The 12,081-nt window shown below is 61.3% G+C and carries 13 protein-coding genes and 1 pseudogene; 5 read left to right on the top strand and 9 right to left on the bottom strand.

Annotation, left to right across the window (positions count from 1 at the left end; all coding sequences use genetic code 11):
• Nucleotides 1-138: 138 nt before the first annotated feature.
• Together Q8O29_RS10870 and Q8O29_RS10875 are read right to left on the bottom strand one after the other, a co-directional pair.
• Nucleotides 139-902 (bottom strand): annotated as a pseudogene (locus Q8O29_RS10870) (carboxyl transferase domain-containing protein); the annotation flags it as partial.
• A gap of 65 nt (nt 903-967) precedes the next feature.
• Nucleotides 968-1,522 (bottom strand): polymer-forming cytoskeletal protein, encoded by a 555-nt coding sequence (locus Q8O29_RS10875; RefSeq protein WP_305562654.1) that lies wholly within the window; start codon nt 1,520-1,522, stop codon nt 968-970.
• Between the two features lie 128 nt (nt 1,523-1,650).
• On the opposite strand from Q8O29_RS10875, the gene Q8O29_RS10880 reads away from it, so the two are divergent.
• Together Q8O29_RS10880 and Q8O29_RS10885 are read left to right on the top strand one after the other, a co-directional pair.
• A complete protein-coding gene (locus Q8O29_RS10880; RefSeq protein ID WP_305562656.1) occupies nt 1,651-1,962 on the top strand; it encodes a hypothetical protein in 312 nt (103 codons plus the stop codon).
• A 77-nt stretch (nt 1,963-2,039) separates the two neighbouring features.
• Nucleotides 2,040-2,453 carry a hypothetical protein gene (locus Q8O29_RS10885; RefSeq protein ID WP_305562658.1) on the top strand — a complete coding sequence of 138 codons (414 nt, stop codon included), beginning with the start codon at nt 2,040-2,042 and terminating at the stop codon, nt 2,451-2,453.
• Nucleotides 2,454-2,460: 7 nt separating this feature from the next.
• On the opposite strand, the gene Q8O29_RS10890 is transcribed toward Q8O29_RS10885, so the two are convergent.
• From Q8O29_RS10890 to Q8O29_RS10920, 7 genes are read right to left on the bottom strand one after another with little or no spacing between them, the layout of a single operon-like run.
• Entirely contained in the window at nt 2,461-3,300 is an 840-nt protein-coding gene (locus Q8O29_RS10890; protein ID WP_305562660.1) for a hypothetical protein, read from the bottom strand.
• Nucleotides 3,301-3,309: 9 nt separating this feature from the next.
• Nucleotides 3,310-4,155 (bottom strand): YaiO family outer membrane beta-barrel protein, encoded by an 846-nt coding sequence (locus Q8O29_RS10895; protein ID WP_305562662.1) that lies wholly within the window; start codon nt 4,153-4,155, stop codon nt 3,310-3,312.
• A gap of 56 nt (nt 4,156-4,211) precedes the next feature.
• Entirely contained in the window at nt 4,212-5,195 is a 984-nt protein-coding gene (locus tag Q8O29_RS10900) for a hypothetical protein (RefSeq protein WP_305562664.1), read from the bottom strand.
• A complete protein-coding gene (locus Q8O29_RS10905) occupies nt 5,192-6,235 on the bottom strand; it encodes a polymer-forming cytoskeletal protein (protein WP_305562666.1) in 1,044 nt (347 codons plus the stop codon). Before Q8O29_RS10905 ends, Q8O29_RS10900 begins: the two co-directional genes overlap by 4 nt.
• Nucleotides 6,232-7,620, bottom strand: coding sequence for a glycosyltransferase family 2 protein (locus tag Q8O29_RS10910; protein ID WP_305562668.1), 1,389 nt, complete (start codon nt 7,618-7,620; stop codon nt 6,232-6,234). Before Q8O29_RS10910 ends, Q8O29_RS10905 begins: the two co-directional genes overlap by 4 nt.
• Before the next feature lie 20 nt (nt 7,621-7,640).
• Nucleotides 7,641-8,789, bottom strand: coding sequence for a non-hydrolyzing UDP-N-acetylglucosamine 2-epimerase (gene wecB / locus Q8O29_RS10915; protein WP_305562670.1), 1,149 nt, complete (start codon nt 8,787-8,789; stop codon nt 7,641-7,643).
• A gap of 55 nt (nt 8,790-8,844) precedes the next feature.
• Complete coding sequence (locus tag Q8O29_RS10920) at nt 8,845-9,138, bottom strand: hypothetical protein (RefSeq protein WP_305562672.1); 294 nt, start codon at nt 9,136-9,138, stop codon at nt 8,845-8,847.
• Between the two features lie 656 nt (nt 9,139-9,794).
• On the opposite strand from Q8O29_RS10920, the gene Q8O29_RS10925 reads away from it, so the two are divergent.
• The 3 genes from Q8O29_RS10925 (at nt 9,795) to Q8O29_RS10935 (ending at nt 12,063) form a co-directional block, all read left to right on the top strand.
• Nucleotides 9,795-10,511 carry a Crp/Fnr family transcriptional regulator gene (locus tag Q8O29_RS10925; RefSeq protein WP_305562674.1) on the top strand — a complete coding sequence of 239 codons (717 nt, stop codon included), beginning with the start codon at nt 9,795-9,797 and terminating at the stop codon, nt 10,509-10,511.
• A 155-nt stretch (nt 10,512-10,666) separates the two neighbouring features.
• Nucleotides 10,667-11,359, top strand: coding sequence for a Crp/Fnr family transcriptional regulator (locus Q8O29_RS10930; RefSeq protein ID WP_305562676.1), 693 nt, complete (start codon nt 10,667-10,669; stop codon nt 11,357-11,359).
• Between the two features lie 257 nt (nt 11,360-11,616).
• Entirely contained in the window at nt 11,617-12,063 is a 447-nt protein-coding gene (locus Q8O29_RS10935) for a hypothetical protein (RefSeq protein ID WP_305562678.1), read from the top strand.
• Nucleotides 12,064-12,081 lie beyond the last annotated feature (18 nt).

Genomic DNA, 12,081 nt, shown 5'->3' on the forward strand with positions numbered 1-12,081 from the left:
TCGAAGCGAAAAGTGGCCCCGGCGAGGACAGTTTTTGCCGGGTTTGCAGCGCCATAGCCGTAGCTATGGGGCAAAAAGCCGGTGAAAAATGGACCGTCGCGGCCGCTTTGCAGCCGACGTCCCTTCTGCCGCCCAGGCTCCCAGGAGCGCCGCGTTGCCGGCAAAGCAGCGCCCGGCCACAATGCCGACCACTGGCACCTGGCCTGACAAGCGTGCATAACTGGCGAAGGTGCTGACATGCAGGCCGGCGACGATGGGCATGTCGGTATCGCCGGGCCGGCCACCGCCGCCTTCGGCAAACAGCACCACCGGCAATTTGCTCTGCAGCGCGATGCCCAGCATGCGGTCAGTCTTCTGGTGGTTGCGCATGCCCTGGGTGCCGGCCAGCACGGTGGCGTCATAGGCCAAGACGACCGCGCGGCGGGTCTCTGCGCCGAACAGGGCGCCGTTGATGCTGCCTATGCCGGTGACCATGCCGTCGGCCGGCGTGTTGGCGATCAGGTCGTCCTCGCTGCGCCGGCTGCGCTGCGCAGCGACGGCCAGCGCGCCGTATTCGATGAAGGAGCCTTCGTCGCAGAGATCGGCGATGTTCTCGCGCGCGCTGCGCAGGCCGAGCGCATGGCGTTTGGCCATGGCCTGTGGACGGCTGGCGTCCTGTGTGGTGGCGTGGCGGTCGAGCACGCGCTGCAGATCCGGGCGCAGCGCCGTGGGCGCAGGGCCTGGCGTGACTGCGGACGCAGGCGGAAGAACGCCGGCCGGGGCAGCATGCAGTGTGGCATGGCTTCGAGAATCAGCAGCAGGTCGCCGGCTTGGATGAAGTCACCGGGCGCAACGGCCCACTGAACTATACGGGCCTGTAGGGGAGAATGGACAGCGCTCATCCGGCGATTGTGCGCCGCCACGAGCAAGCGCCCCGTCAAGCCGGTGACAGAACGCCCGCCTCACGGGCGGGCGAAAACAGGCTGGCTCAGGCGACCTGCAGACCCGGTTTGCCCACCAGGGCAGCCTTGGTGCCGGCAACCGCGCCGTAGAGAATCTCGCCGGCGAGTTGGCCGCCCTCCTCAATCACCAGCTTGCCGTAACGGATCTTGCCGGTGACCTTGCCGGTGGCGTAAATCACCAACTTCTGGCGCACCGTGAGGTTGCCGTCAAACTCACCGTGAATCTCGGCGATATCGATCTCGGCCGACCCCTTGAACGCGCCGTGCTCGGCGATCTGGATCACGCGCGAGTCCATGGTGGCTTCAACCAGGCCTTCGACCACCAGGGTGTCGCAGTCGGTGATCTCGACGCCCTTGAGTTTGATGTTGGGGCCCACCGTCAGCTTGCTGCCACCTTCGCGCGTGCTGCTGCTGGCCGATGCCGTGCTCGCCGAAGCGGGTGTCGCCTGCGCGCTAACGGGCGCAGCGCTGGTGCCTGCCGCCGATGCGCCATTGCTGTAGGGGTTGGGGTTGGGACTGCCGTGGCGCAGGCTGGTGGGTTCGCTGTCTCGCTTGCCGAAGAACGGTGATTGCAGTGCCATGTGGATTCCTTCAAAAGAAACCGATAGTACGGAGGCACTTTCCAAAAGTCTCCACCGCGAATGCAAGATGAGTAACGAAAATCTTTTGCGCCATCGCCGGTGCTCGGGCGCAGTTATAGACTCACGGTATGGTCTACACCGTCAAAATTTTTCACAGCGAGGATGTCTCCCCTGCGGATCGCGCGCAGGCCGTCAAGCGGTTTCGTGCGGCACTCGAAGCCTCCCTGGGCGACGCCAGCCTGGTGGCACCAGTCTACCGCGCCTGGCTGCGGCTGTTGCAGGCTCACGGCGAAGAGGCCAGACCCTGGGACCTGAGCCCGGCAGAGCAACTGCTGGCCGACCAATGGGAAGCGGCGGAGCTGGCCGCCACCCAGGCGGCGTTTGGCGCAGAGCGCTACATGGGCGACGCTCATTTCGAGCTGTCCATCGGTGACCGCTGACGCCGTCCTCCATAGGGTTCGGGTTTTTTGCCGATAATTGATTGATTGAAAGGCGCATTGTGGAATTGGTGGTGTTTATGCTTGTATTTTTGGCCTTGATGGGATTGCTCGGCTTTGCGTGGGTGCGCATGAACCGGAGTAAAGCCGAGCTATCACAAACGTTGACCGCCCCGCCGCAAGACAGCGCTTACAACATCAGTTATGCGCCACCCGAGTTTGAATGGAGCGGCACCACCACTGGCGCGCTGCCGCTCAAAATCCTGACCTACAAGCAGTACGAGTGCCTGGAAGACGCGCGTTATGGCTTTCGCATCGTCGGCGTGCCGCCGTCAGACCGCAAACAGCCGCAGCCCCACAAAACCCGCGCACATGGCGTTAAAACCGTGGCATCGCTGCACAAGCACGGTTTTCTGGACGCCGATGGCAGCGGCGGCTATGTGATCACCGACCACGGGCTCAACGCGCTGGAAGTCTGCAACGTCCGGTATTGATACCTGCTTACACCGTCGCATTCATGGGTGCCTTGCTGACAGCCCATGAATACAGCGCCACAAACACCAGTGCGTCAAAGACCGCGCCGAAGCAGATGTACAGCACCGGCATGAACAGCACCGACAGGTGTTGCATGATGAAGGCCTGCGCCAGCACCTGGTGCGGCACCATGATGGCCAGGAACAGCAAAATCAGCGCCGTGTGAAACAGCTTGACCAGCAGCCCCTGGTTCAGGATGTAATACCCCACCGCCAGCATCACCGGCGTGGCCAGCATCACCACGTAGCCAATGGTCATCAACTCCTCGCTGTGACGCGCCACGCTGTAGGGAAAGGCAAAAGGCGTCAGCCAGAAATAGACCAGCGTGATGAGTTGCACCACGCACACAATACGCAGCGGGTACTTCAACGGCAAGGCCGCGTTGTGCATGCGCAAGGACAACACAAGCCCCAGCAAGGTGACCACCGTGGTGACCACCAGTGTGGTTGTGCCCGGCATCAGCGTGTCTTCGGACACATTGGTCAACACCAGCGCATATTGCCCCGCCTCGTTGAGCCGGGTGGACAGGCTGAAAGGCAGATTCAACCCGGCAGACCAGAACAAAATGATGAAACGCCAGAACTCCAGCAGCAGCGGCTTAGCCCACAACAGCAGGCCACATAACAGTAACGGCAGAACAATCGCTTGCGTCAGCAGCCAGGGCGTGACCTTGAGCGGCGTGATCGAACGGTGCGGACGCACCTTCACATTGCGCGCCCTCGCCTCCTTGACCATCGAGAAAGACGTATGGAAAAGCCGGTCGTGTTCACGTGCCTCGTCCGACACGGAAATAGTTTTGGAGTTCATACGCGTCAATCAGAAGTCGTGAAAGATGCCGACCATCGCGCCGCTGCGGCGGTACGACGGATTGATATAGCGGTTGACGCCAACCAACACACCGGTGTTCGGATTCACCCAGTGGCGCCAGGTGAGACTGGCCTCTCGGCTGTTGAAGTTGACCAGCTGCGCGCCGGTGGCAACCGCCAGATAACCTTCACTGCCCCAGCCATAACGTCCCGTCACCAGGTTTTGTTTGGGTCGGCCATAGGTCAGCGCCACGAACTGCTGCTGGCTCTTGACCGAACCAGGGTTGCTGGTGTTCATGCGCACGCCACCCTCCACGATCCACGGCGCCTCAAAATAATAGGTCGCACCCAGCGACACGCTCCTGTCGGTATAACCCGTAGGCGCATCGTAGTAGCCCACACCCACAGAGCCCACCAGGTTACGCCCCTGAAGAAACTTCCGGTACAGCGTCGCGTCAACCCGAAACTTCGGCAGATAAAAAGCGCCATCACCCACGCCCACCGCCACCGAACCGTGCCAGTCCTCGTTGAAGGTGTAGGTGTCGCTCAGGCCAACAAAGGTGCCATCCACACCAAATCGGTGGTTCTGGGACAACTCACCCTGCAGCACATGGGAAGGCAAGCCATAGGTCCCCCGCAACGTGACATCGCGCCAGTTGCCAAATCCCCCCGAGAGATTTTGTCCGCCCGCGCTGAGCTCCAGATTGCGCTGCATGGGTGCACCGTTCGGGGCGGGCTGCGCCGGCATCACACCGACCCGGCTGGGTGCAGCCGGTTGAGTTTGAGTTTGAGCAAAGGCGGTGGCCATGGGTAAAAGCAAGCCCAGCAGGGCAACAACGGGACTGATTCTGATCATGAAACCTCCTGTAAAAAATCGTTTTGAATTTGAAAATACGAACCAACGGCTGATGCTTATTTGCAATTGGTGCCCGCGCCCGCTGCGCCCACTCCCTTGGCCACCAGCACCTGGTAGGCAGTCTCATCGGTCACGGCCCAACGCGCGGAGTGCCGCATGGGCGCCGCTTCGCGCAGCCAGCAGCTCGCACTTGCCTTGTCGTTCTGCCGCAAAGCCAGCACAGCCAGCACCCCCCAGGGATAGTCGGCCTTGCCGTGCGCCAACCATTCCGAGCGATGCAAACGCATCCAATCACGGTAATGCTGCCGCGCGGTGGCAGGCAGTAGCGGAAAATCCACCAGCAGCGGGAAAATTTGCGCCACATGATCCGGATAAAAGGCCGGCTTGCGCGAGCGCTGCTCAAGCTGGGTGGACACCAAATACCGCTTGTCTACCGGGTTCCAGAACGTAGCGTGGATGGCGCTCGCCAGTTTTTCGGCTTCGGCCCGCTGCGCCGGTTGCCTGCCCAGTACCTTGAGCGACCAGACTTCCAGGTTGTCCATGAACAGGCCGTGCAGCACCACCGGCGATACCATGTAGATGCCCAGCGAAGGCTGAAACAAATGGGCCAGAGAAGCTTGAGCGATAGAGCGGCTTTTTTGCCAGGCCGGATTGTTGCTCAACTTGTCTGGCATGGTGTCGATCAAACGCATCCACATCGCCAGCAACGAGTCGTCCGCATCAGCGGTTTTACAGGAAATCCATTTTTTTGCGGCATTGCGGCAAAACCGGTCAAAAGTGCCGTCAGGCTTCTGGTGGGGCAGCAGCCAGTTGACGAACTTTTCGGACGGAGCCGCGATGTTCATGCCGTTGTCATAGGCCAGCAGCAAAGCCTGCATGGCAAAGTAGGGGTCGGCTGAGTCACCGCCGTGCAGCACGGTGATGGCGCCGCCGGTATCGGTATAACCGGTGAGATCCAGCACGGGCGCGGCACCTGAGGCAGCAGCCTGGCCCAAGCACATACCCAGCGCGCAGCTCATAAAAAACCGTTTGATCATCATGCCGCTTTCACCATACCGACTTCATGCGCCCAGACGGTCCCGTGGATCGTGACCCCGTCTTCCACAATGATGTTGTTGGCACTGACCGTGGTCTGCGCATCAGGCAAGCCGATCACTGCGCCGGCGCCGATCAGGACGTCGCTCTCCGACACCAGCGGCCCCCAGGCACGGGCCTGCTTGAACACATAGACGCGCTTTTCGCAGGTGACTGCACCGTGCACCTCGGCGCCGTAACCCATGCTCACACCTTCACGCGCCTTGATGTCACCGACAACGGTGGTACCCATGCCGATGGTCAGAAAACCCGTCACCACCAGCGAGCCGCGAAAAATGCTGTCCGGCGGCAGCGCACAGTTGCCGCGGATCAAAAACAGCAGCGGCGTCTGTTGCACCACGTCTGGCAATTGGGCATAACTGGCCTCTGTAGGCGTACGGGGATAGGGCGCGGGTGCAGGCGCGTCACGGGAGCCAAAGTACAGCGATGGGGCATGCAGGCGCTCAAACCAGGTTTCGTTGCCGAGCTCGATAGCGCTGCCGGCCGAAATTCGCCGAAGGGCGATGCCCTTGCGCCCCAAACGCAACACGCCACCGGCATGCGCCCAGTCGTGGATTTCGCTTTCCGCGTCCAGCGCAATGTCACCCGTGGCGTAAAGCGCCGAAAAGGCAGACGCAGGGCCACCGCTCAGGTCACCCTGCACATACAGCGGCTGGGTGCTCTGAATCGGCGACGGACTGCTCAGGCTGTTTCGCGAAATCAGGCGTTTGGTCGCGCTGCGCCAGTCCACCCCCTCGGAGGGATTGGGCACAAAATCAAAATCTTCATAACCGGTGGCCACGCCCTGCCCCAGTTTGGCCACAGCGTCGGCATGCAAGCGCCGGGCGAAGTGGTCGATGTCGCTGGTGTAGTTGGGCGATATCGGCAGCGCCGCCAAATCGGTTGGACGCAGCCACTCGCGAAACGCTGGTACAAACGGCAACGTCAGCAGCAGCAGACAGACCAGCGCGAACACGGCATAAGTGAGATAACTTGACGGCATCATTTGGACACCTCCGAGGTTCCGCGATAACGAATGGTTTTGTCCCAGACCATGTCGCGTTTGAGCACCCGGTCCAGAATCAGGCTCCAGACGGCGCCCGAGATCGCAAACAGGCTTACCAGAAAGCCCAGCATGTTGAAAGGCAACAGCCGCAAGCGCCGGCGGTTGCCGTCGATCAGCACCGCGACGACGATCTCAAAAAAGGCGGCGAAGTTGCCCAAGGTGCCGTAAATCATCAAAGCGAAAATCGGGATCACCTGCGACAGCAGGGAGCCGGCGTTCAGAAAATACAGGCCCAGCGCCAGAAACCAGCCCACCAGCATGACCAGCGGGATCACAAAAACAAACAGCAGCAGCAGGCCGTCCACGCGTTGCCCAAAGGTCAAATAAGGGCTGCTGGCAAACTGCCACCAATAACGCGCCATGACCTGGTTGTGGCCCTTGGCCCAGCGCGTCACCTGCTTGATGCGCACACTCCAATCCTCCGGCACTTCTTCATAACATTCCGAGCGGTTGGTGTAGACGGTTTTCCAGCCGTTGAACATCAGCCGGAAGGTGATGTCTGTGTCTTCGGCCAGCGTGTCGTCATGCCAGCCACCGACGGCCTCGACTGCGGACAGGCGCACGCCCCCCACGGTACCGCCATATTGCGGCAGCAGGTTCAGGTTCATGCGCGCCTGCTGGTCCACCTGGTAGCCGGCCGAGCGCTCCAGGTCCAACATCCGGGTCAGCAGGTTGGTGCCGCTATTGACCGGCACCACGCGGCCCATCACGGCGCCGACTTCGGGATCAAAAAACGGCGCGATGAGCTGCTTGAGCAAGCCTCGGCCGGGCACATAGTCGGCATCAAAGATGATGGCGATGTCGCCCTCGGCAAAATGCAGCGCGTCCTTGAGCGCGGCCGACTTGCCGGCCTTGCCGTCCACCCGGTGAAACGGCGAGATACGTGCCGGGTAACGCGCCACATAGCTGTCGATGATCGCCCCGGTCGCATCCTTCGAGCGGTCATTGACCGGAATGATCTTGAGACGGTCGGCGGGATAGTCGGTATTGAGCAACGCTTCGATGCAGCCGGCAATGACTTTTTCTTCATTGTGGGCGGCGATGAACACCGTGATCATCGGCCAGCGCGCCACCGCGATGTCGATGTAGGGGTGGCGCTGCACGCCCGTCAGGCGATTCATGGTGAACATGAAATGCCGGATGCCGTAAAGCGTCATGAGCACCACGATCAGCACCAGCAACGAGGCCATCACGGCAGCCACCGGGTAGTCCTTGAACGAGGGTACCAGGCCTTCTGACACCGGCTGTGCAAACGCCGGCAATGCGCCGGTGAGCAGCGTCAACCCGAAAATTCTCAAAGGCAAGGCACGAAAGAAATGCAACATATAGATCCCTCCAGAAACTATCAGGCCAGAACCGGCTGTGGCACGGAAGCGGTAACCAGGCTGCGTTGGAGCGCGGCCACAATTTGCGCCGAAGCCGTACCATCGCCAAACGGGTTGCCGGCCTGCGCCATGCGTGTATAAGCCGCGCTGTCGTGGGTGAGTCGGTTGACCTCCTGGACAATCGCGTGGCGTGTGGCGCCCGTCAGCAGCGCGCATCCCGCTTCAATGGCTTCGGGCCGCTCGGTTTCGTCGCGCAGCACCAGCACCGGCACGCCAAAGGTGGGCGCTTCTTCTTGTAGGCCGCCAGAATCGGTCAACACCATCCAGGCGTCGGCCAGTGCCTGCTGCATGCCGGTGTAGTCCAGCGGCGCCGTCAACGTGACGTTGCTGATGCCACCCAGAATTTCATTGACCGGGCCCTGAATGACCGGATTCAAATGCACCGGAAACAGCACCTGCAGATCGGGCTGCTGGCGCGCGATGTCTGCCACTGCGTGGCAAATCTCCTGCACATCGTTGCCCCAGTTTTCACGCCGGTGCACTGTCACCAGCAGATGTCCGCGACCCTGCACGCTACGTTTGACGCCACGGTGAGCACAGGTCCACTGCTGGGCATCAATCACGGTGTTGCCGGTGAGCTCGATAAACTCATCGGCAATGCCTTCGGTCTGCAACGCCACGCGGGCGCGCTGGGTGGGCGCAAAGTGAAACCGCGCGAGCCGACTGATCATCTGGCGCAGGCCTTCCTCAGGGAAGGGGCGGGCCAGGTTGTAGGTACGCAGCCCGGCCTCCACATGGGCCACTGGCACCCGGTTGTAAAAGCCCACCAAGGCCCCCTGAAAAGCGCTTTCAGTGTCGCCCTGCACAATCACCAGCGACCAGTCCTGCTGGAGTATGGCGGCTTCGAGCTGCTGGCGGCAACCGGCGCTGAACTCCAGCAAGCTGCTGCCGGTCCGCGTGAGGGTGATGTCAGGCACCACGTCAAAACAAGCCAAAATCTGGTCCGCCATGTCCGCATGCTGGCCGGTGTGCAACCACTGCACGCGCGCCCAGGGCGCCTGCCGCAACGCGTGGTAAACCGGCGCCAGCTTGATTATTTCAGGACGGGTGCCCGAGACCAGAAGGATGTTGTGAATTGCTTTTTCAGCGGCAGGCACGGCGGCGGTCATTGGATATCCTTCGCTCGGCGAATTGCGGTAGGCACCATGGGAACGGCCCGGCGGCTCATGATGCCTGCGCCATCTGGTGCGGACGGCTCGCGGTGGCCGGCGTCTGCAAGTCAACAATCACCACCAGGTCGCCGCCAAAGCGTCCCACCCCCAGCTCGCTCATGAGGTGATGCTCCTGCTCGGCAGAGCCCATGCGCAAAAAACACAGGGCCTGGCGCTTGCCGGCCTGGCTGGCCGCCAGGATGTCGAGCCGGGCGACGGAGCCATAACGCGAACACAGCGAATGGAGCGCTGGCTTGAGCGCGTTGATGTCGGCAAAGTTGTTGAGTTGATCGAATTCGTGATGCATGGCTGTAATAAGCGTGAAGCTTTGTGGGTGTTGTTGATTTCAGTCCTTATGCAATATAGAAAGCCCGTTTTAGGGTTTACCTGGGGAAATATCGCCCCTCGATGTAGGACGCCACCGTCGCACCACTAGCGGCGGGATTGCCCCTTAAATAAGGGGGCAATCCCGCGCAAAGGCCTGGTCACAGCTTTGCAATAAAGCTCGCAGAACGTCCCAAACCTGTCTGTGCGTTGCCGCACACAAGCCCAAACATAGAAACAAACCGACGCCATGCAGCCAGCTGCCCGCATCGTCCTACAGCCAAGCGTGCTGGCAGATGACTTTTCTGAGGACCCGTTCGGGAATAAGTTGTGCATTTGGCCGTCGGATTCGGGATGCAATGCTAGGCGCGAAGCGTGCCGTGTGGCTATGCCACACAAGCGATTCGCAACAACGCAGCGCGCCCGAAGCTGGCGAGTCAAATGTGCAAGTTATTCCTGAACGGGCCCTTAGCATCCTCGGCCCTTAGCTGGCCCCGGTGGGGGCGGCGGGACCACCGTTCGTCAGTTTGTTCGATAGCGTACATACAAACCGCTTTGAACAGCCTACTATTTAAGGCTGGCCCGAAACCTCTGCCAGAGGCGCCGCTCGGGTTCAGGATTGCTTCGGAGCTTTTGTTGATGGCCGTTTCCCCCGACCCGAAAAAAAACCAGTTGCTGGCCGCCCTGCCGGATGCCGAGTGGGCGCGCTGGTTGCCCCAGCTTGAATGGGTCGACATGCCCCTGGGCCAGGTGCTGTACGAATCAGGCAGCACCCTGAGCCACGTTTACTTTCCGACCACATCCATTATTTCGCTCCTGTATGTGCTTGAAAATGGCTCATCGGCCGAGATTGCTGTTGTCGGCAACGAAGGGCTGGTGGGTATCTCGCTGTTCATGGGCGGTGAATCCACACCCAGCCGGGCCGTGGTGCAAAGTGCCGGAAAAGGCTTGAGGCTGCCCGCGCAGGTCATCAAGGACGAGTTCAAGCGGGCACCCGTGCTGCACCTGCTGCTGCGCTACACCCAGGCGCTGATCACACAAATGTCGCAAACCGCCGTGTGTAACCGCCACCACACGCTGGACCAGCAGTTGTGCCGCTGGCTGCTGCTGAGCCTGGACCGGCTGCAGGGCACCGAGCTGGTGATGACGCAGGAGCTGATCTCCAACATGCTGGGCGTGCGCCGGGAAGGTGTGACTGAAGCCGCGCTCCAGCTACAGGCGTCGGGCTTGATTCGCTACTCGCGGGGTCGCATCACCGTGTTGGACCGACCGGGCCTGGAAAAACGCAGCTGCGAGTGTTATCGCGTGGTCAAAAAAGAGTACGACCGGCTGCTGCCAGAGAAGATGGTGGCCTAGCAAGCGCCGGCAGCTCGCAGGGCTTATGTGGGCTGGCACACAGAGGGGTGGCGTAAGTTAGCGCATACTGGGACACCGATTTGAACTGGTTTCGACAGTAGCGCGGCCTGATCTTGTCCCCGTTCAAGGGGGTGCCACCCCACCGGAGAGCCTGCATGGCCCCAGTTGAAAACCACCTGATTGAACTGCTTCCGCGCAAAGACCGGCAGCGCCTGCTGGCCGCCTGTGAGCCGGTGCAACTGACACTGTCAGACGTTCTGTGCGAGCCCGGCAAACCGACCCGCCAAGTTTATTTTCCGACCGATGGTTTTATCTCTCTGGTGACGCTGGTTGAAGGCAGTCCGGGGGTGGAAGTTGGCATGGTGGGCCGCGAAGGCATGTTGGGCGCCCAGCTTGCGCTCGGGGTTGCCGAAGCGCCCTGGCGCGCGCTGGTGCAGGGTCAGGGCGCCGCCTGGCGCATCAGCACGGCGGCCTTCAAACGTGAACTGGCCCTGAGCCCGGCGCTACAACGCGGGCTCAAGCAATACCTGTACGTGCTGATGGCCCAGCAGGCCGCATCGGCCGGCTGCCTGCGTTTTCACCTGATCGGGCAGCGCCTGGCACGCTGGCTGCTGATGAGCCAGGACCGGGCACACTCGGACAGCTTTCATGTCACGCATGAATTTTTAGCCTACATGCTGGGCATGCGACGCGTCGGCGTGACGGCCGCTGCCAGCGCCATGCAACGGGCCGGTTTGATCGAATACCACCGCGGTGAACTGACGGTGCTCAACCGCCCCGGCCTCGAAGCTGCGGCCTGCGCCTGTTATGCCGCCGACCTGCGGATCTACGCGCAACTGCTGGGTTAAACCTGTTCCCTTGCGCGGTAGCGCACACAAGTGTTACGCATTTTTTCACGTCCGCCGCCACAGAAGCAAAGTGCTGTGCCTGCACACAAATTCAGGGCCATACAGGCTTGTCCGTGCGCTAGCGTACCGACGAAGCGCTAGCGAGTCTTTACAACAGGGAAAAGGCGCAACGTGACAGCACGGCAAACGTCCTCCAAAGGCAGCCCTGATCACAAAAGCTGCGTCCAGCTCACCCTGTTGAAAACGAGGACCGCGCCATGACATCGATTGTTAATTCGAGCAACGGCATGTCGGCTGTTGACATGTCCATGGTCAACAAGCTGGCCATGCTCAGCGACAGACTGCGCGAGCGTGCGCCTCGGGGCGCGGGCGTCACCGGCATGGCGGCAGCCCTTGGCGCGCACAACGGTCACGACAAAGGCCCAGCAACTGCCTCCCCCGGATACCCAAGCCCCGCACCTGCGGCACCACCCGGCCAGCACCCGAGTATCGACGTCGAAGACTGGGACATGATGTTTGACGCGGTACGGTCCAGGTTGATGCGCACTGTGGGCCAGCGCCACGGTGAACTGCCGCACATGCCCGAGCTTTCAGCGGAGCTTTCGTCCAGCCTGGTGCAGGCCGTGGTGTTGGACTGCGTCACCGAAATGGACAAGCTGCACGCCGCACTGAAGCGGGAACGCAGTCAACGTCTGACACCCTGACGGGCTTTCTGGGCAAGT

This window comes from Polaromonas sp. (genome assembly GCF_030689685.1).
GTDB lineage: Bacteria > Pseudomonadota > Gammaproteobacteria > Burkholderiales > Burkholderiaceae_C > Polaromonas.